Source organism: uncultured Solobacterium sp. (assembly GCF_963517755.1).
GTDB lineage: Bacteria > Bacillota_I > Bacilli_A > Erysipelotrichales > Erysipelotrichaceae > Bulleidia.
In genome coordinates this window covers 34,973-53,509 of sequence record NZ_CAUQGG010000001.1, presented here as the reverse complement: position 1 = coordinate 53,509, position 18,537 = coordinate 34,973, and the positions used below count along the sequence as shown (strand labels likewise).

Below are 18,537 nucleotides of genomic sequence, written 5' to 3'. Positions count from 1 at the left end.
TCATCGATTCGTCAGAAATCTATTATTTTAGGTATAACCCGATAAAAATCAAATCAATGACGATAGAAAAATGATGTGGTACTCTTATTACGAGGTAATGCAAATGACAACGATTTATGACTATCTTGATTGGCGTGGAGATCTTCCATTTACTACTGATCCTTTTAATGAAGTGGATAACACAATCCTAAGTCTTTTGGCTTATGTTCATTATGACGGTATCAACAACATAGAAACTACATTCCAACCACTTCATCAGGTAAGAGATGAATTTTATAAACTACACACACGTGAAGAAATTGCAGAAGTAGAAACCTACAATGGTGTAAATGCTAGATTACTCGACAAGGTATGTGATACAGAGCGTTTCAAAGATGTAAAAATTGGTTATTATATCAGTTATTCCGATAAAGATTTTGTCGTACAGTTTTGTGCAGTAACCTTTAAACTCAATGATATGATTTATATTTCCTATCGAGGTACAGATAACACATTTATCGGTTGGAAGGAAGATTTCTATCTATCCTACACAACCGGAACCAATGGACAAAAAGCAGCGGTCGCATATATCGATCAATTATTTGAAAATGAAACTTTACCAATTCATGTTGGTGGACACTCCAAAGGTGGTAACCTTGCGATATATGCCGCATGTCATTGTAAGGAATCGATACGTAATCATATTACAAAGGTTTGGTCAAATGACGGACCTGGTTTCCAAGGTGAAATGTTACAGTCCCCTGCTTATCAAGCAATTCAAGATAAAATTACGCTCATTATTCCAGACTCTTCCATTATTGGAATCTTAATGAATAATGTTGATCCAAAAATTATCAAAAGCACTGTTAATAACGTACAACAACACGATGCCCTTACATGGATTGTAAAACGTAATCATTTTGAAAAAGCAGAATCATTATCCGCTAACTCCGTATTTCTAAACAAAGCAGTTGATAAGTTTCTAGAAAATTTATCTGAAGATGAAGCCAAGATTGCAATCGACGCGATCTTCTCTATTCTAGAATCAACAGATGCAGAATCATTTTCAAAACTAAAAGAAGGTGGCTTTGATTCCTTGAAGGATATTATCTCTGCCCTTCAAAAATTACCACCAGAGAAATCATCTGTTATACTACGCCTGATTGGAACGATGATTTCAGATAGTGGTAACATACTTGCAAATGATTATATGTCAAAAGTACAAGAACAATTCACTAAAGTAAAAGACTCATTTACCAAAAAAGACGAAAGGTGAGATTAATCCCTCACCTTTTTAAAATCCATAATCACCATTTACATATTGCTTTAATTTCTGTGTCAGTGTAGTTTCTCGTGGATGTAATTCTAATACTTGAATTCCACGTTTAAAAGCTTCAAGTTCACCCAATATGATTAATGCTTTCCGTGCTCTAGTTACACCAGTGTATATAAGTTTTCTCTGTAACATGCCCGCATGTCTTCGCGTAATTGGCATAATCACAATTGGATATTCACTACCTTGTGATTTATGAACACTAATACAGTATGCCAGCGTAATATTAATCCAATTCTCCGGCTTATATTCAACAATAATTTCACCAAATTGACAGATAATCGTAGTCTTATGATCTTCCGCATGCTTTGCATCAATGATTTCTACCAATACTCCAATATCGCCATTGTATACATCATCATCTGGTTGATTTTTTAACTGCAAAATCTTATCACCTTCACGGAAAGTCATGTATCCTGACTTAACTTCTGCTTTATCCTTTGAAGGAGGATTAAACGCCTCCTGTAAAGCATTATTGAGGTAATCGATACCTGCAACTCCTGCATACATTGGAGATAATATCTGAATATCATCTATCGAATAACCTTTCTGCAATGCATCTTCAACCATCATCAAAATATTTCGGCGTATGTCTTCTGGCATGCATGCAAAGAACTTCACATCATGATGATATTCCTCAACATTCACATTTCCAGTATTGATTGCATGCGCTAAATTAATAACATCACTATCAGATTCTTGACGATAGATATGCTTTAACTCAATCAGTGAAAACTCATTTGACTGCATTAAATCACGTAATACACAACCTGGTCCAACACTTGGCAACTGGTCTTTATCACCAATAATACAAATTTTTTTAATTCTCTTACTTGCAAGTAATAAGTTATAGAATAACCAGTTATCTACCATCGAAAATTCATCAACTATTAAAAGATCAGCTAGAATAGGTTCTTCATCATTTTTACCAAATGTATTCGTTTCTAAATCCCATTGTAATAATGAGTGGATAGTTGTGGCGTTTATTCCTGTAACTTCGGCCAAACGTTTGGCAGCTCTACCAGTTGGTGCGGCACAGATAATCGATGAAGATGGATACATCAATTTAAATAACTTAATCATCGCATTTACAACAGTTGTTTTACCTGTACCTGGACCACCAGTCATAATCATAAATGGTCTTTCAAAAAACACTTCTATTGCTTGTATCTGTGTTTCGTCATACGTTATGCCTAAATGTTCTTGTATATCCTCTAAATATGATAGTAATAACTTTGGATCATAGGGATCGATAAATTGATACGGAAACTCTGCTAAAAAACTTGCGATACCAATCTCCGCATCATATTGTGCGATTGGAAAAACACGATTATCTTCTCGATAAATTTGATGTTTTAAGATAGCCTCATTAAAGATTGCTTCAAAATCACATGCTAAGGAACCAAGTTCTTTAAAGAAAGTAGTCTCTAACGTTTCAAAGCGTACATAACTATTTCCATCTCGCATACATAAATCACTTACAAGAGAAACAAGAAGAGCGTATAAACGACGATTGTCCGTATCACTGATTCCTAAACTTTTCCCGATTTTATCGGCTGTCTTAAAACCAAAACCATCAACCTCTTCAATTAAGCGATAAGGATTTTCATTTAATTTGCTTAACGCTTCTTTACCATAGATGCGTGTAATCTTTGAAAGATTTCTTTGACTTAATCCATGGATATTTAAAAACTTTGCTAATTCTTCCATCCCATTATCAATTTGTAAACCCTCAATAATGGCATTGATTTGACGCTCAGACAAATCACCAATTTTTTCTAATATCGCATTGTCTTCACGTATTAAAGTTAAACAATCTTCTCCCAAAACATCCACGATTCGTTCTGCTGTCTTTTTTCCAATACCAGGAAAGTTTACACCTGATAGATAGCGAACAACACCTTCTTTTTCCGTAGGTAATAATTTTGCGAGTGTTTGAATTTGAAACTGCATTCCATAGCGAGGATGTTCAATGTAATTCCCATTAATGCGATATTGTATCCCCGTAATGATTTCTGGAATATTGCCAGTAACAGAAATCACTCTACCCTTTTCATCATTGACTTCAAACTTTGCAGCAGTATAAAAATTCCCTTCGTTACGGAAGAGAATATATGTAAATTTACCTGTTAACGTAATCAATGAATCGTCCATGAATCTCCTTATTTTTCTGTTTCAGGATGTACGAGTGATTTTACATGTTCCATAAGATCTACTTCATCTTTATAAACTTTCTCAATCTTCCCACCCGCAAACATCACATCACCATCATAGAATACTGCTTCTTGTCCTGGTGTTATACTACGAATTCCCTCAGGGAATAAAGCAGTCAATGTACCATCATCATTTAACACAAGTTCAACATCATTGTCTGCTTGACGATATCTAAACTTTGCATGACACTGCATAGGTAGTGTACGGTCAGCTAACCAATTAATACCAGTCACCAGACAAGATGTAGCGTATAATAAGTCCTGATGATTTGCATCAACAACATATAATTCATTTCGATAAACATCTTTTCCAACAACAAAGAACGGACCAATACCACCAATATCTAAACCTTTTCTTTGACCAATTGTATAGTACATAACACCTTGGTGTGTACCTACTTTCTGTTTAGTCGTAACATCGATAATATCCCCAGATTTCATTGGAAGATAATTGCTGAGAAATTCACGGAAACGACGTTCTCCAATAAAACAAATACCAGTAGAATCTTTCTTCTTTGCGATTGATAGACCAAGTCCTTCCGCAATGCGACGTACTTCCGGTTTCTCAATTTCTCCAAGAGGAAATAAAACATGTTCTAATACTTCGCGACGTATCTCTGTCAAAAAATAAGATTGATCTTTATTATGATCCACCGCTTTACATAAAACATGATGATTATCTTCTTCACCAAGTCTTACATAGTGACCCGTCGCAACCGTATCAAACCCTTTTTCTTTCGCAAATTTCATAAAGCTATCAAACTTGATATATCGATTACATAAAATATCAGGATTTGGTGTTCTGCCTAATTTGTACTCATCGATAAATGTCTGAAAAACATCATCCCAATACTCTTTAATAAAATCAATACGCAATAACTCTAATCCTAATTTAGCAGCAACATCCGCCGCATCCTTATAATCCGCTTCTTGTGGACAAACTGGATCGTATAACGTTGGATTTCCACTAAAATCTTCATTTGCGACTGAATCCCAGTTACGCATAAAAGCACAGGTTACATCATAACCCTGCTGTTGTAATAAATATGCTGCGACGGCACTATCTACGCCACCTGATAAACCTACAAGTACTTTTTTCATACTGCTTATTATACAACAAAAGAAGCCCTAATGGACTTCTTTCTGAAATGCTGTTTGAATTGTTTGACAAGCTTTGAAATTTGGGCAACTTTCATTACAACTGTGGTCTGCCAAGCGACGTAACTCTACCGGTACAAATACACCGATTTCCTCTTCGTCATATCCGACTTGGAAATTATTCTCACTCAATATGATTGGGCGTTTTAATACACTAGGATTACGCTTGATAAAAGTGATTAATTCATCTATCTTCATCGAATCAATATCAATATTGGTTTCTTGAATAATTTTAGAACGTTTAGAGATGATATCATCACTACCATTTTCACTTCTCATCAATAGATGCTTTATTTCGTTATCATTTAACAATGTCTTAAAGATGTTCTTCTCTATAAATGGAAGATTACGATCTTTTAACCATTGTTTCACTTTACGGCAACTTGCACATCCTGGAGATGTGTATACAACTATCATAATCATCCTCCTGTTTAGTGATTATATCACGCAATATTTTGAAATGAAATAGGACATAATTTATATTTTATAAAATCTTTATAAACTCCTTATTCCATAGCTTCCATCTTTTCAAAGGCGATTGATGATAATAAGAATGCAAAACATGCCATCACACCACTGGTCAAAATCATACCTAAAAATGCGGCCTCTAGATTGTTAAATACAATCATTGAAACAAGCGCAACAAATACTGAAGCACCCGTACTTACTAGCATCAAAAACAGATCGATAAACTGCGCGAAGAGTTTAAAATCCCCGATTGCTGGTGAAATAATAGTCTGTACCATCATATTAATGTAGATACGACTAGCATTGACACTTACCCCTACAAGCCCAGTCAAAAGAATCTGTAAAGGTGTAAGGCCTAGTACCGATCCACCAATTAAGGCAAGAATCATCGTATCGATAAAAGCACGAATATGTTCGATCTTTGTAGCATTCCATGTCTTATGAATCTTAGTATCCGGAAGTAAGAAAGTATAGTAATTCTGTAATTCTTTCATCCATTTTGAGCGTATAACACCAAAGAATGTAATGTAATACGTAACGATAATTGGGATAACAAATAAACGAACATTCATCAGATCATGCATGACATTATCCTTACGAGATAAGAAATGTAAAGCAACACCTGCTAGTAAGAATAAAAAAGTTCTAAACGAAAAGATAAAGAAACGATTCTTCTTATATTCTAAAAATTGACGATAAAAGATAGCTTTTGCATTGTACCCTTTATACTTTATCGATGCATGCATATACTTCTTAGGCTTTGCACCTACAATAGATACTTCGCCAGCTTTTGCATTTTCTATTGCTTGTTCATATTCATCCGAGAACTTCTCTGCCTCTTCATAATACTCACCTTCACATTTTGACTTATACGCTAGAAACGGTAGAAGAATTGCGGATAGAATAAATAACACTGTACCAAGAACGTTACTCCAATCATAGCCATAAAATATCCATTGCAATAACCCTATACTCCATCCAAAAATGGGAACCATTTTAATAAATGGAGACTTTAGATACTCTACAACAATTGTCATACTATAGCCATGATCGATTACAAGTAAAATGAATCCAACCGCTAAAGCAGCCAATACGATATATAAAAGATAAGAAAAATAACGTATATATTTATTAGGAATAGTTTCATTGCCATAGCATAAAACAATTAAACTCATTTCAATAAAGAAATCAAAACCCAAATAAACAACTACATACAATAAAAACTGTAATGTACTTGCCGGATATAAAATACAACCAAAAATACAGAAAACAATCATGAAAATTGATGAAACCAAAATACTTCTCAGACCACTAAACAACAAAATTTCTTTTGGATGAATCGGAGCTTGAAAAACAAATTGAACATCTGCTTTTCTAAACAACAGTCCTTTTCGCTTGAAGTACTGTATCAAGCCTGGAACACCTAAATACAGTTGTATCACCATAATTAACACAACAAATTCTGATGCGTTTGTGATACCAATCTTATTGAAAAAACTTTTATATCCAGCAGCAAGTAATACAAAATAAGCAATCGCTGCAATTAACATTAAAACAAAAGCTGGTTTTCGAATCAAGCGCTTAAATCCATTGATCAATATGCGTTTATGTAAGTAGATTAAAGCATTCATTCTTGAGACTCCTTTTCATCTTCTTTATCTGTTAGAGAAAAGAACAAGTCTTCAATATTTTGATTCTGTGTTCCATCGTTTTCGTAAGTACCAATTACTTTACCATGGTCCATAATATAAAGAATATCCCACAATTCCTGAACCATCTCTAGCATATGTGTACTTAGAAGAATAGTTACACCTTTATCCTTCATTTCAAAGATTACTTTTTTGAGTTCCTTGATTGCGGCTGGATCTAAGCCTACCATAGGTTCATCAAATAAAATAACCTCAGGCTTAATACACAAAGCACAGATGATACTCACTTTCTGCATCATACCTTTCGATAACTCATCTCCAAGTTTGTCTTTCTTATCCAACATTTCAAATCGAATCAAAAGTTTTTCTACTTCTTTATCTGTAATATGAGAATGATATGCACGACGAACATATTCAATGTGCTCCATCACAGTCAAAGCTCCAAACATAGCCGGAATTTCAGGTACATACGCAAATACCTTCTTGGCATCTACCGTCTTTGATGGTAAACCATTAATCTTAATTTCACCCTCATAACGCAGTAAACCTGCAATACTCTTGATTGTTGTAGATTTGCCAGCACCGTTAGGCCCTAGTAAAATACCCACTTTTCCACTAGGTACTGTAAAACTAATCTGATCAACTGCTGCTACCTTCTTATATTTCTTTGTTAAATTGTTAACTTCTAACATATCGTTAAATCCCCCTATCAACATGCATGAAAGATTAATTGTCATGTATATAAAATTACGCTTACTCTACAAGTATAACATGCAAAAATTATGCTTTGCAAATGTACAATCAAAAAGAACTTATCAATTATATTGATTTATGTTAGAATCATCGTGTATTTGGAATGCAATTACGCGTTGATTTCCCAGAGAGTCAGTGTTTGGTGTAAACTGATATTTCGACAAAGTATGTTTGGAGTTCCACTTATAGAATACCGGAGGTCCGTTATCCCAAATTAAGTGATCCTTTTGGATAAGTCGGGTGGTACCGCGCATATCGTCTCATGCGTCCCTTCAATATGATTTGAAGAGACGTTTTTAATTGCAAGGAGAATTCACTATGAAAAGAATGTTAAGCGGTATTAAACCAACTGGACAATTACACCTAGGAAACTATATTGGTGCATTACGACACTTTGTAGAATCACAGAATGAATATGAAATGTTTGCATTTATCGCAAACTTACACTGCATTACGGTTCCACAGGACCCAAAAGAACTACAAAAGAATCTGAAGGATTGTGTAGCATTATATCTTGCTTGTGGTCTTGACCCAAACAAAGCAACAATTTTCCTACAAACTGATGTTAAGGAACATGCACAACTTGGATTTATTATGTGTTGTCATACCTATATGGGTGAACTAAATCGTATGACTCAGTTCAAAGACAAACAAGCCAAAGGTGAAAAAAACCTCTCTGGCGGTCTATATACCTACCCCGCTTTAATGGCTGCGGATATTCTACTATATAGCCCAGATTATGTCCCAGTTGGTGAAGACCAAAAACAACACGTTGAGTTGACACGAGATGTTGCAGAAAGAATGAACAATCGCTATGGCCAACTCTTTACAGTTCCAGAGCCACTAGTAGCGAAAGTTGGCGCAAGAATTATGTCCCTTAGTGATCCAACAAAGAAGATGTCTAAGTCAGATGAAACAAATAAAGGATGTATCTACTTGTTAGATGATCTTAAAGTTGCACGTAAAAAAGTTATGTCTGCCGTTACAGATAGTTTAGGTAAAGTACATTATGACCCAGAAAACCAACCAGGTATCTCTAACTTAATGCAAATTTTATCCTCCCTATCAAATGAACGTTCATTTGAAGATATTGAAAAAGAATTTGAAGGAAAAGGCTATGGTGATTTCAAGAAAGCAGTTGCGGATGCAGTATGCGCTAAACTTGAAGAGATACAAACACGATACAATGAAATCATCAATAGTGATTTAATTGAAACAACATTAGCAAACGGAGCTAAAAAAGCAAGTGCAATTGCGTCTGAAAAACTTAACAAAGTTCAAAAAGCAATCGGAATGGAAATTCTTTAAACATAGGATGTGTATCAAAACGATACGCATCTTTTTATATATAAAAAGAGTGATGACTCACTCTAAAGGTTTTTGATAATAGTTACCGATAATCTTTTCAACCGCATTTAAGGTCATGAATGCATGTTCATCTGCCTTACGTATACAACTAATTACTTCCGGTAACTGATAGTTATTGACAGTAATTAACAACATTGTATGCGGTTGATGCTTAAAAGCACCTTCAACATTAATTTTCGTAATGCCATGACGTACTGTATTAAAAACAGCTTCACATACTTTATCTGCATGGTCAGTGATGACTTGAATACGTGTAATCTTATAACGTTGGTGCATTGTATTGACTACCTGTGTAGAAACATATTGAAAGATAATCGAGTATAAAGCTTTATCCCAACCAAACGCTAAGCCTGCAAGTACTAAGACAAATGCATTTAAACCAAGCAAATAATTCCAAGTAGGTCTTTTTAAACGTACCGATAAATCAATTGCGATGAAGTCCGTACCACCACTACTCGCATTTGAGCGAAGAGCAAGTCCAATCGAAAACCCATTAATGAGACCTCCAAAAACTGCAATCAATAACATATCCTGTGTAACAATAGGCACATTGATAATAATTGAAAATAGAGAACTTAATGAGAACCAAAGAACAGAATATAAAACAAACTTATGCCCAATACGATTCCAGATAAATAACACAACCGTAAAATTCATTACCCAGTAGATGACACCAAATGGAATTACGAAACCAAGGTGTCTTTCCACTAGCATTACAACGAGTCGTGAAATACCCGCAAACCCACCAGGGAATAAATTACCAGAACTTACGAACGATTCGATTCCAAACGCATACACAAGAGCGGACAATGCGATTGTCAGAATATATTGAATATCTTTCTTTGAAAAAGTCATGTTTAGTTTATGAATAGACATACGAACTTAATCTCCACTACGTACATGCTATATCATACCATAGAAAAATAAAAAGACCCTAGGGTCTTATTGAATATCTAACTTTGTTTCGCAACAATAATCATTACATGTATGGCAACCATCTTCCGCACATAGTACTTCAAGTGCGCGGGTATCCATCGCAAATGCTTCAATCTCTACCTTCGCATTAAATGCAATATCTTTTACTGCGACAGCACTTCTTGCTGGAAATGGCTTTTGAAAGAAACGAGAATAGACTTCATTCATTGCCGCAAACTCTTCCATATTCTTAACAAATACAGTTGTCTTTAAAACATATGACATATTTAAACCGGCCTCTGCTAATAAGGCATCAATATTTTTTAGTACTTGCTCCGTTTGAATACGAATGTCATCTGAAACAAGTTGCCCAGTTATAGGATCAATCGGTAACTGTCCAGAGATATATATAAAGTCTCCTGCACGAACAGCGGGTGAATATGGCCCTACCGCTACAGGGGCATTGTTTGAACTAATCGTTTCTTGAATCATTATTTACTCCTCACTATTACATTCCGAGTCATCAGAAAGTGTCGCAAGAAAATCACGATGTTTCGCTTGTCTTCTCTGCATCAACTTCAAATGTTTTTTACTCGACATCACAAGACAACAATACATAGCTAGAACTAACATAACCATAATGACAGCTAACGAAATGAAATCATCAAAGGTTTCTAACATGTAATCACCATCTTTCCTTGTAAGTATACCTATGAATAATGAGGTTGTCCAAATATATGCCTATTCAAACTGTTGTAAAAAATCTTTCCCTTTAATTACCTCTGTGTGTGATAGTTCTGGAAATCCAAGTTGATCTAAAACTTCATAAACGCATATTGCGACACAGTTAGAAAGATTTAAACTACGTGCTTCTGCCACCATTGGAATACGCACACAGCGGTCATAATTATCATGAAGAATATGTTTATCAATCCCAGTACTTTCTTTACCAAAGACAAGATATATATCCTTCCCTTCATCTTCCTTATAGTTAAACTCTGAAGGTGTCTTTTCACCATATCGAGTGATGTAATAATAGGAACCTTCATGCATGTTATAAAAAGTCTGCCAATCAGGATAGATTTTATAATCCAATTCCTTTACATAATCCATACCTGCACGTTTCAACGACTTATCCGTAATTTTAAAACCCATTGGCTCAATCAAGTGTAAACGACAATTCATTGCCATACAAGTACGCATAATATTACCAGTATTCTGTGGAATCTCTGGCTCATATAAAACAACATTAATCATACTAACCTTCTTTCAATTCTCTGTTTCAACAACACTAGCAAGATCTTCAATAAAACTATCATACTTATAAACAATACTATAATTCCAAAAACAACTGCAAAGAAAAAATTTGATGGAAACATATTGATCATAATTGAAACATTTGGATCTAGTAAAAATAAATCATTGTCGAAAAAAATGTAATGGAAATTCATCCAAAAGCCATTAAAGTCCACGATTGCATAAATCCCCACAAACAAAAGCAGTGAGCCCAAGAATAGTAGACCATTTCTATACGCATTTGCTAGTATCATATAACTTTCATTTCGATGCGTTAGCACCAAAAATGTTAATAACATAACACTGCCAACAAATAGAATCGTTCTTGTGGTCATTGCGTTTAGATATAAATTCTTAACATCTACCATATGCAGTGTTTCACGCTCATCAAAGACCTCACGTTCACTACCATTTACCTTTTCAATAACTTTTATATCATCCCTTTTATCTTGCATATAATCAAGTAATGCATTTGTCGCATTCATGAGTCCATCTTCAGAAATACCAATGCTTTCAGCTGTATGATTTATGGAATATTGAAAGCGAAAGAAAGAACGATTAAAGCATAATAAATCAATGGATGTTAATAATAGTGATAAAAACAAAGCAAGACCAGCAATTGCAGATAAAAATTTATAACCCTTCATGTTCCATCCACGCTTCTAAACGTACAACAGCTTTACCACGATGAGAAATACTATTCTTTTCTTCATTTGTCATCTCTGCCATTGTTTTCCCAAATGGTTCATAGAACACAATTGGATCATATCCAAAGCCATTCGTACCAGCTGGTTCAGTAGCGATAACACATTCCACAGTATCCTCAAATACAACCGGTTCTTGATTTGGTCTTGTAACCGCAATTGCACATACATAACGACAATTACGATTAGTTTCATCTTTCATACGGTCCAATACCACCCGATTCTTATAGGAATATGGTGTATCATGGCCTAACCAACGTGCGCTCTGCACACCTGGTTGTTTATCAAAAGCATCAATTTCTAATCCTGAGTCATCAGAAATCGCCATGATGTTGTACTTATCTGTTATTGCCTGTGCTTTGATAACTGCATTAGCTGAGAATGTTGTACCCGTTTCCTCAATCTCTCCAATATCCGGAAAATCAGCTAAGCTCTTAACTTCAAATCCTTTAGGTTCTAACATCTCTTTAAATTCTTTAATCTTACCAGCATTCTTGCTAGCAACTACAATTACTTTATCCATTTCGATAGATTCCTTTCATAAGATAATGATAATCCGTATTCTTAAATTCATTCACTGCATGTTTAAATGCAGTACTACTTGTTGTAACTCGTCCGTGCATGCATACATATGGATCAATATATCTCTTTTTCGCATTAACCATGATGTCACCAGAAGTATCTTTCACAACATCATAAAGTCTTGTATATTCATCCCAAGTATTACGTAAATCACTATGCGATATCTTATTAACCACTTCAATTTCTGATAGATATAAATCCGATTCTGTAAGGATATTATCTTTCAATGCCTTACGTAATATTTCAGCAAGTTTTTCCATCCCATAGCGGTCAAAGTCGCAAGAATATATCATCCCACAAGATAGAGCACCAAAGGCAAACTCTTCCGCAATCTCAGGATTCTGAAACATAATTTCCTTACTACCATCTTCAAGAACACCAACTACAAGATCATTATAATATTTCTCTATTTCGTTGATTTTACGTTTACGATAATTTAATAAATTTCCAAGAGTATATTCTAAACGATCAGAAGATAATCTTGGAGAGTCATTATCCGCAATCGGATATACGTGATAATCAGAAACTTCATCAACGGATATTCCATCACACAACAATTGATTCATAATTCCAACATCTTGTAATAAGATTTGTCTTGTTTCATCTTCAGTAGATTCTTGTACTAAATAATCATTTTTAACAAAATCTATCACATGTGAAAACACACGTGTTAAGATATCGTGAAATAGACCAGCCAACGTTTGTTTTTTATCATGTGTAAAATGCCATATGATACACGCTACACCAACACTATGTTCATAGCGTGAGTAAGAGCCATAGCTAGAAAATCCTGAGTGTGATGTAAACTGTAGACCACAGTTCATATCCACTCCTTTTAATCGCTGCATGGACTTTGAATAAAGATATGGTTCGATAAATACAGGATAGTCTTTTTTATATAAACTTTGCAATTCATTCATGACTATTATTATATAAAATAAAAGACCTGATTAACAGGTCTAATTAGGCTGGGATAGAGAGATTCGAACTCCCGAAATGGCTGGTTCAGAGCCAGCTGCCTTACCGCTTGGCTATATCCCAATAGCGCAATAACTATTATAGCGAAAAACCTTTCATATGCAAAGACTTTTTTCAAAGACAATTTAGTTATTGCGAATCGTTACATCAAAATAAACTTATTGGTTTGTAACTGTAAATCCAGCATCCTGGAATGCTTTTACGATAATAGATGGGTCAACACCATGGTTAGCTGCTGCCATTAATGGAGTCATAATCTTCGTATGCGGATTCTCATCTACGCAATGACGCATACCGCCAAATCCTAAGGTATCCATAATATCTAAGAACTCAGGAATTGTTGTTGCTAGTTCATAAACTGATTTTGTTAAATCGATTTCCTTCATATTTACCTCATTTCCTATAGTATTTTAGCAAGAAACGTTTAATTACGCATTTAATATTATCTTTCTGCATTGTTATAAGTACATAAAAAGCGTAAAATAAATAAGAATAAAAGGAGTATTACAATGGCTATTAGAACAAGATTTGCACCAAGTCCTACCGGCTATATGCATATCGGTAATTTGCGTACTGCATTATATGCATACTTAGTGGCGAAAAAAGACCCTGAAGGTGTTTATATCCTTCGTATCGAAGATACTGACCAAGGTCGTTTGGTAGAAGGTGCCACAGATATTATTTATGACACATTAAAAGCTTGCGGTCTAAAGCATGATGAAGGACCAGATAATGGTGGTAACTTTGGACCATACGTACAATCTGAACGTGTACGTAGTGGTCTATATCTCAAATATGCAAAGGAACTCATTCAACGTGGTGGAGCGCATTATTGCTTCTGCGATGAAGAATTAATTGCAGCGCAACGTGAACTACAGGAAGCTCGTGGTGAATCCTTTAAGTTTGATGATCCATGTAAGTTATTAACCGTCGAAGAATGTGAAGCCAGAATTGAAGCTGGTGAAAAGTTTGTTATACGTCAAACAATTCCTGAAACAGGAACAACATACTTTGATGATGAGGTATTTGGACGAATCACTGTTGAAAATAATACATTAGATGAACAGGTATTAATTAAGAGTGATGGCTTCCCTACTTATAACTTTGCTAACGTTATTGATGACCATTTAATGGGCATTACAGATGTTGTACGTGGTATGGAGTATCTGTCATCAACTCCAAAGTATAACTTAATCTATAATGCATTTGATTGGGACATCCCAAGATATATTCACTGTCCACCAGTGATGAAGGACGAACATTCCAAGTTATCTAAGCGTAACGGTGACGCATCCTTCCAGGATTTAGTTGCTAAGGGTTATTTACCTGGTGCTATCTTAAACTACATTGCTTTATTAGGTTGGTCCCCATCGGAAGATCGTGAAATCTTCACACTTGATGAATTAGTACAAGCTTTTGATGTAAAGCATATCGGTACTTCTGGTGCCATCTTTGACCCTGAAAAACTTAAATGGGTTAATGGTATGTGGTTAAGAAATATGGACCTAGATTCTTACGAGAAGTTAGTAACTCCATATATTGATGAAGCAGTAAAAGGCAACTTTAACCGCAGACAAATAGCTGCTATCTTACAACAACGTGCTCAAACATTAGCTGAAATTCCAGAGATGTTAACATTCTTTGACAACTTCCCTTCTTATTCCAATGATTTATTCATTAATAAGAAGATGAAGACAGATCCAACTATCGCTCTAAAGTCTTTACAAGCATCTTATGAAGCCTTAAAGAATCAAGAAGATTGGTCGGAAGAAGCACTACATACAACATTACTTGCCTTACCTGCTAAGTTAGAAATGAAGAATGGACAAGTTCTATTCCCATTGCGTCTAGCAATTACAGGTATGCAGTTTACACCAGGTGGTGCGATTGAAATCAGTTCTATCCTTGGTAAAGAAGAAACTCTTCGCCGTCTAGAATTATCAATCAAGCAACTTGAACAATAAATCTTTAAAGGGATGATATCCAAGTGATACCATCCCTTTTCTCATGTCCAAATAAAAAACCGACTTCATAGAAATCGGTTAAAGTTCTTACTTAGCTAATGCCTTCTTAGCTGCGTCAACCAATGCTTCAAATCCCTTTTCGTCATGAATAGCGATTTCAGAAAGCATCTTACGATTAACATTAATTTCTGCTAACTTAAGACCGTGCATGAACTGGCTATATGATAAATCATACTGTCTTGTTGCTGCGTTAATACGAGCAATCCAAAGCTTACGCATTTCACGCTTAGTTTGTCTTCTTCCGATATATGCATAACGGAGAGAACGCATCACTTGCTCATGGGCTGTTCTGTAAAGTAAGTGTTTACTTCCAAAATAACCCTTAGCTAGTTTTAATACTTTTTTACGTCTATTACGTGTAGGTGTTGATCCCTTTACTCTCATCTTCTTTACCTCCTAATTAACCTTGCAACAACTGTCTAGTACGCTTTAAATCGGAACTGTGTGCAGTTGTAGACTTAGCTAAATGCATCTTCTGCTTGTGTGTCTTGTTTGCTGCAAAGTGTGATACGAAGTTGTGCTGTACCTTCAACTTGCCTGTTGCTGTAAGCTTGCTACGCTTAGCGAAGGTCTTCTTTGTTTTCATTTTGATCTTCTTTGGCTTTCTTGCTTTTGCTTTCATAGTATTCTCCTTTACTTACCTTTTTTTGGTGAATATACAACAGATAATGTATTACCTTCCATAGCGGCGGATTTACTTACATCTGCTATATCTGAAATTTGCTCAGTAAACTTGTTTAAAACATCACGGCCAACTTCCTGTCTTGTAATCATACGACCACGGAAGCGCATATCGATACGAACTTTTTGGCCAGCTTCAATCCATTCTCTTGAACGCTTTAATTTTGTTTCAAAGTCATGTTGATCAATAACTGGAGAAAGACGTAACGCCTTAACCTCTGTAACATGTTGATTCTTCTTAGCTTCCCTTTGCTTCTTTTGATCTTCGAAGTGGTAACGTCCATAGTCAAGAATCTTACATACCGGAACTGGCGCATTCGGCGCAACACACATCAAATCAAGTTCCATACTGTATGCTTTTTCTAAAGCCTCACGGCGTAACATTGTGCCAAGTTGTTCCCCATCAGGACCAATTACTAGTACTTCTTTGAAATGAATGTCGTCATTAACCATGTCATGAGACTCTGGTCTTCTGTTTTTATTATTCTTAATTTTACCCAAGTAAACCTCCTATAAATTTAAAAGCAGGTACGAAGATTGCACCTGCTAAAATAATCATTTTGATCATCTCGGCATATACCCAAATCCGTAGGATATCAGGTGAGAAGCGGTGCTCCTTCTTTCCGTTTTTCAAATTCCTATACTATTTAACTAAATTTCCTTATAAATGTCAATACTAGATTTCAAAATCAATGACATTTACCGTCACATCTGCAGGCTTAAATCCTGTCATAAAAACGATATTCTCATATATCTTATTCTGTACTAATTCACATGTAGCAGCCACATTAGCGCCATACTTCACTTTAATATCTGCAGTGATGTGTAATTGGTTATCATCTACCTTTACAGTTAAAGGCTTTGTAAAGCGTGCCTGTGGTACACGAATTGCATTTTCAATATCATCAATACTAATTTCTGCAATTGACTTAAATACTGTCTTGTTAATAGCTATTAAGCCATTTTCATTCTTCTCATTTAAAACAACATAATCTTGTGCCATGTTATTCACCTCTTATATTTACTAGTTTATTATAACAAAATATCAGGTTCAATGGAAATGATCCGTAATTAACCTAGCGAGTTCTAACTTGTTTTTGTCATAGTACTCTATGAATTCTTTGTAATCATCGTATTCATTCTCTAATTGTGTCACGTAATGACGGAATGTTTGCATACACAAATACACCTTATCTTCATGAACAATTTCAATATCATCTATCGCTACAAGTGCGTTAGCTAAAACGAGTTCTAATTCATTCTGGATTGCAAGTGCTTTGTCATCATCAAACTGCTTGAATGTGTTGCGATACCAATTTGGTTCAATAAGCAAACGTTTGATGATGATACAGAAATCTGTGAAATCATCAATATTACTACCTGGCTGTATACTGAATAACATTGCAAAGAATATGTGCCATTGGAAGTTCGAGTTTAACTGTTCTTGCCAATATTTCGCAAAGATTCTACAGAATTCATCATTGGTTTGATGTTCTCTTTCAAGATGAATCTCTTCTGATAAATCAAGTTTACTAGTCGCAAGCATATTGAGCGTTTCTAGATAATCCATCATTCTTTCTTTATTGTGTTCTCCATTGATGAAGTCACGAACATACACATACTGTGCAATCATTGCAGAGCACTTCTTAAAGTCAGACGTAAACCCAACTGATTCTCTCATCTTACGGTTCACTAATTCATTAATACTACGCGCCACAAACTGCTTAAAACCAACTTCATCCATACCAATCTGGGTCTGCTTGCTTTGATGACTAATCTCGTCATACATGATTTCAAGTTGTCTATCAACGACATCTAAGTTATCACGTATCGCACCTAACATATCTTTATTGAATTGATCATAAAGTATAAAATCAGGATTTTTGTAGACAACTTCATGTTCAATTTCACTCCAAAATGCATGCACGAGTGATTTAATCTGTAATTCGAAACGTATGATTTCATCATTAAAAGTGTAGTAACCATCTATTCGATAAATTGTAAAACCATTCCGCTGTATCTGTGGCTGAAAAACACTTAAATCAATAAAAATGTCTGGATTATGATTTGCCACAAAGTAAGGTGTTCCCTTCATTCGTGTAAATTTATTAAATAACGTTTTATATAGTTGATCTTCATTACGAATAAAACGACATTGCATCGTAATCCCAATTAAATCAGTTAAGTGAGAGATTGCATCCTTACCAGCTTCGTATTGAAGATAGAATTGATTTCGAATTAACTTTTCTTTTAAACTATCTTCCGCTTTGATTCTAGAACGTAAAGAAATAACCGGATCTTCTCCATTTAAAAATTCATCTGAAAAGAATTGGTTTAGCTTTCCTTCTGCGTATTGGTATATCGCACTCTTACTTTTATAATATGCCATCGTTTCATCAATAAAAGAAAATAAGTCTAATTTCATGGATTCATCCT

At 35.0% G+C, this 18,537-nt stretch carries 21 protein-coding genes and 1 tRNA gene; 3 read left to right on the top strand and 19 right to left on the bottom strand.

Annotation, left to right across the window (positions count from 1 at the left end):
- Positions 1–103: 103 nt before the first annotated feature.
- Positions 104–1,255 (top strand): Mbeg1-like protein, encoded by a 1,152-nt coding sequence (locus tag RWM19_RS00265; RefSeq protein WP_313982518.1) that lies wholly within the window; start codon positions 104–106, stop codon positions 1,253–1,255.
- A gap of 18 nt (positions 1,256–1,273) precedes the next feature.
- On the opposite strand, the gene RWM19_RS00260 is transcribed toward RWM19_RS00265, so the two are convergent.
- The 5 genes from RWM19_RS00260 to RWM19_RS00240 form a co-directional block, all read right to left on the bottom strand.
- Complete coding sequence (locus RWM19_RS00260; RefSeq protein WP_313982516.1) at positions 1,274–3,466, bottom strand: ATP-dependent RecD-like DNA helicase; 2,193 nt, start codon at positions 3,464–3,466, stop codon at positions 1,274–1,276.
- A gap of 8 nt (positions 3,467–3,474) precedes the next feature.
- A complete protein-coding gene (mnmA, locus tag RWM19_RS00255; RefSeq protein WP_313982514.1) occupies positions 3,475–4,626 on the bottom strand; it encodes a tRNA 2-thiouridine(34) synthase MnmA in 1,152 nt (383 codons plus the stop codon).
- A 27-nt stretch (positions 4,627–4,653) separates the two neighbouring features.
- The gene (locus tag RWM19_RS00250; RefSeq protein WP_313982510.1) at positions 4,654–5,100 is read right to left on the bottom strand and encodes a Spx/MgsR family RNA polymerase-binding regulatory protein; all 447 of its coding nucleotides are present in this window, start codon (positions 5,098–5,100) and stop codon (positions 4,654–4,656) included.
- Positions 5,101–5,189: 89 nt separating this feature from the next.
- Positions 5,190–6,782 carry a putative ABC exporter domain-containing protein gene (locus tag RWM19_RS00245; protein ID WP_313982507.1) on the bottom strand — a complete coding sequence of 531 codons (1,593 nt, stop codon included), beginning with the start codon at positions 6,780–6,782 and terminating at the stop codon, positions 5,190–5,192.
- Positions 6,779–7,492, bottom strand: a complete 714-nt coding sequence (locus RWM19_RS00240) for an ABC transporter ATP-binding protein (RefSeq protein ID WP_313982505.1) — start codon at positions 7,490–7,492, stop codon at positions 6,779–6,781. Before RWM19_RS00240 ends, RWM19_RS00245 begins: the two co-directional genes overlap by 4 nt.
- A gap of 379 nt (positions 7,493–7,871) precedes the next feature.
- On the opposite strand from RWM19_RS00240, the gene trpS reads away from it, so the two are divergent.
- A complete protein-coding gene (trpS, locus tag RWM19_RS00235; RefSeq protein ID WP_294026385.1) occupies positions 7,872–8,861 on the top strand; it encodes a tryptophan--tRNA ligase in 990 nt (329 codons plus the stop codon).
- A 57-nt stretch (positions 8,862–8,918) separates the two neighbouring features.
- Here the strand turns inward: trpS and RWM19_RS00230 are convergent, their stop codons facing one another.
- The 9 genes from RWM19_RS00230 to RWM19_RS00190 form a co-directional block, all read right to left on the bottom strand.
- Positions 8,919–9,797 carry a YitT family protein gene (locus RWM19_RS00230; RefSeq protein ID WP_313982502.1) on the bottom strand — a complete coding sequence of 293 codons (879 nt, stop codon included), beginning with the start codon at positions 9,795–9,797 and terminating at the stop codon, positions 8,919–8,921.
- Between the two features lie 66 nt (positions 9,798–9,863).
- On the bottom strand, positions 9,864–10,328 hold the full coding sequence (locus RWM19_RS00225) for a RidA family protein (protein WP_313982499.1): 465 nt from the start codon (positions 10,326–10,328) through the stop codon (positions 9,864–9,866).
- 3 nt (positions 10,329–10,331) lie between these two features.
- Positions 10,332–10,517, bottom strand: a complete 186-nt coding sequence (locus tag RWM19_RS00220; RefSeq protein WP_294021727.1) for a hypothetical protein — start codon at positions 10,515–10,517, stop codon at positions 10,332–10,334.
- A 60-nt stretch (positions 10,518–10,577) separates the two neighbouring features.
- Positions 10,578–11,093, bottom strand: a complete 516-nt coding sequence (locus RWM19_RS00215) for a tRNA (cytidine(34)-2'-O)-methyltransferase (RefSeq protein ID WP_294021725.1) — start codon at positions 11,091–11,093, stop codon at positions 10,578–10,580.
- Positions 11,090–11,779 carry a TIGR01906 family membrane protein gene (locus RWM19_RS00210; RefSeq protein WP_313982496.1) on the bottom strand — a complete coding sequence of 230 codons (690 nt, stop codon included), beginning with the start codon at positions 11,777–11,779 and terminating at the stop codon, positions 11,090–11,092. Before RWM19_RS00210 ends, RWM19_RS00215 begins: the two co-directional genes overlap by 4 nt.
- The gene (rdgB, locus tag RWM19_RS00205) at positions 11,766–12,359 is read right to left on the bottom strand and encodes an RdgB/HAM1 family non-canonical purine NTP pyrophosphatase (protein ID WP_313982493.1); all 594 of its coding nucleotides are present in this window, start codon (positions 12,357–12,359) and stop codon (positions 11,766–11,768) included. The genes RWM19_RS00210 and rdgB overlap by 14 nt, the downstream gene beginning before the upstream one ends.
- Positions 12,352–13,338, bottom strand: a complete 987-nt coding sequence (locus RWM19_RS00200; RefSeq protein ID WP_313982490.1) for a hypothetical protein — start codon at positions 13,336–13,338, stop codon at positions 12,352–12,354. Before RWM19_RS00200 ends, rdgB begins: the two co-directional genes overlap by 8 nt.
- Positions 13,339–13,386: 48 nt before the next feature.
- Positions 13,387–13,459, bottom strand: a tRNA-Gln gene (locus RWM19_RS00195).
- 95 nt (positions 13,460–13,554) lie between these two features.
- Positions 13,555–13,782 carry a hypothetical protein gene (locus RWM19_RS00190; protein WP_313982488.1) on the bottom strand — a complete coding sequence of 76 codons (228 nt, stop codon included), beginning with the start codon at positions 13,780–13,782 and terminating at the stop codon, positions 13,555–13,557.
- Between the two features lie 123 nt (positions 13,783–13,905).
- Here RWM19_RS00190 and gltX point away from each other — a divergent pair, with 123 nt between their 5' ends.
- Positions 13,906–15,360 (top strand): glutamate--tRNA ligase, encoded by a 1,455-nt coding sequence (gene gltX / locus RWM19_RS00185; RefSeq protein ID WP_294021186.1) that lies wholly within the window; start codon positions 13,906–13,908, stop codon positions 15,358–15,360.
- 87 nt (positions 15,361–15,447) lie between these two features.
- Here the strand turns inward: gltX and rplT are convergent, their stop codons facing one another.
- The 5 genes from rplT to RWM19_RS00160 all read right to left on the bottom strand — a co-directional run bounded on the left by rplT (position 15,448) and on the right by RWM19_RS00160 (position 18,526).
- A complete protein-coding gene (gene rplT, locus RWM19_RS00180; protein ID WP_294021184.1) occupies positions 15,448–15,804 on the bottom strand; it encodes a 50S ribosomal protein L20 in 357 nt (118 codons plus the stop codon).
- Between the two features lie 16 nt (positions 15,805–15,820).
- Positions 15,821–16,042, bottom strand: a complete 222-nt coding sequence (gene rpmI, locus RWM19_RS00175; RefSeq protein ID WP_006526445.1) for a 50S ribosomal protein L35 — start codon at positions 16,040–16,042, stop codon at positions 15,821–15,823.
- A gap of 11 nt (positions 16,043–16,053) precedes the next feature.
- Positions 16,054–16,602, bottom strand: coding sequence for a translation initiation factor IF-3 (infC, locus tag RWM19_RS00170; RefSeq protein ID WP_006526444.1), 549 nt, complete (start codon positions 16,600–16,602; stop codon positions 16,054–16,056).
- A gap of 175 nt (positions 16,603–16,777) precedes the next feature.
- Complete coding sequence (locus RWM19_RS00165; RefSeq protein WP_006526442.1) at positions 16,778–17,104, bottom strand: Asp23/Gls24 family envelope stress response protein; 327 nt, start codon at positions 17,102–17,104, stop codon at positions 16,778–16,780.
- Between the two features lie 48 nt (positions 17,105–17,152).
- Positions 17,153–18,526 (bottom strand): hypothetical protein, encoded by a 1,374-nt coding sequence (locus RWM19_RS00160; RefSeq protein WP_313982481.1) that lies wholly within the window; start codon positions 18,524–18,526, stop codon positions 17,153–17,155.
- Between the last annotated feature and the right edge of the window lie 11 nt (positions 18,527–18,537).

What these genes read in the sequence shown, in the direction of transcription:
- RWM19_RS00265 (WP_313982518.1), top strand. Translation starts at nt 104, where the DNA reads ATGACAACGATTTATGACTATCTTGATTGGCGTGGAGATCTTCCATTT.
- RWM19_RS00260 (WP_313982516.1), bottom strand. Translation starts at nt 3,466, where the DNA reads ATGGACGATTCATTGATTACGTTAACAGGTAAATTTACATATATTCTC.
- mnmA (WP_313982514.1), bottom strand. Translation starts at nt 4,626, where the DNA reads ATGAAAAAAGTACTTGTAGGTTTATCAGGTGGCGTAGATAGTGCCGTC.
- RWM19_RS00250 (WP_313982510.1), bottom strand. Translation starts at nt 5,100, where the DNA reads ATGATAGTTGTATACACATCTCCAGGATGTGCAAGTTGCCGTAAAGTG.
- RWM19_RS00245 (WP_313982507.1), bottom strand. Translation starts at nt 6,782, where the DNA reads ATGAATGCTTTAATCTACTTACATAAACGCATATTGATCAATGGATTT.
- RWM19_RS00240 (WP_313982505.1), bottom strand. Translation starts at nt 7,492, where the DNA reads ATGTTAGAAGTTAACAATTTAACAAAGAAATATAAGAAGGTAGCAGCA.
- trpS (WP_294026385.1), top strand. Translation starts at nt 7,872, where the DNA reads ATGAAAAGAATGTTAAGCGGTATTAAACCAACTGGACAATTACACCTA.
- RWM19_RS00230 (WP_313982502.1), bottom strand. Translation starts at nt 9,797, where the DNA reads ATGTCTATTCATAAACTAAACATGACTTTTTCAAAGAAAGATATTCAA.
- RWM19_RS00225 (WP_313982499.1), bottom strand. Translation starts at nt 10,328, where the DNA reads ATGATTCAAGAAACGATTAGTTCAAACAATGCCCCTGTAGCGGTAGGG.
- RWM19_RS00220 (WP_294021727.1), bottom strand. Translation starts at nt 10,517, where the DNA reads ATGTTAGAAACCTTTGATGATTTCATTTCGTTAGCTGTCATTATGGTT.
- RWM19_RS00215 (WP_294021725.1), bottom strand. Translation starts at nt 11,093, where the DNA reads ATGATTAATGTTGTTTTATATGAGCCAGAGATTCCACAGAATACTGGT.
- RWM19_RS00210 (WP_313982496.1), bottom strand. Translation starts at nt 11,779, where the DNA reads ATGAAGGGTTATAAATTTTTATCTGCAATTGCTGGTCTTGCTTTGTTT.
- rdgB (WP_313982493.1), bottom strand. Translation starts at nt 12,359, where the DNA reads ATGGATAAAGTAATTGTAGTTGCTAGCAAGAATGCTGGTAAGATTAAA.
- RWM19_RS00200 (WP_313982490.1), bottom strand. Translation starts at nt 13,338, where the DNA reads ATGAATGAATTGCAAAGTTTATATAAAAAAGACTATCCTGTATTTATC.
- RWM19_RS00190 (WP_313982488.1), bottom strand. Translation starts at nt 13,782, where the DNA reads ATGAAGGAAATCGATTTAACAAAATCAGTTTATGAACTAGCAACAACA.
- gltX (WP_294021186.1), top strand. Translation starts at nt 13,906, where the DNA reads ATGGCTATTAGAACAAGATTTGCACCAAGTCCTACCGGCTATATGCAT.
- rplT (WP_294021184.1), bottom strand. Translation starts at nt 15,804, where the DNA reads ATGAGAGTAAAGGGATCAACACCTACACGTAATAGACGTAAAAAAGTA.
- rpmI (WP_006526445.1), bottom strand. Translation starts at nt 16,042, where the DNA reads ATGAAAGCAAAAGCAAGAAAGCCAAAGAAGATCAAAATGAAAACAAAG.
- RWM19_RS00165 (WP_006526442.1), bottom strand. Translation starts at nt 17,104, where the DNA reads ATGGCACAAGATTATGTTGTTTTAAATGAGAAGAATGAAAATGGCTTA.
- RWM19_RS00160 (WP_313982481.1), bottom strand. Translation starts at nt 18,526, where the DNA reads ATGAAATTAGACTTATTTTCTTTTATTGATGAAACGATGGCATATTAT.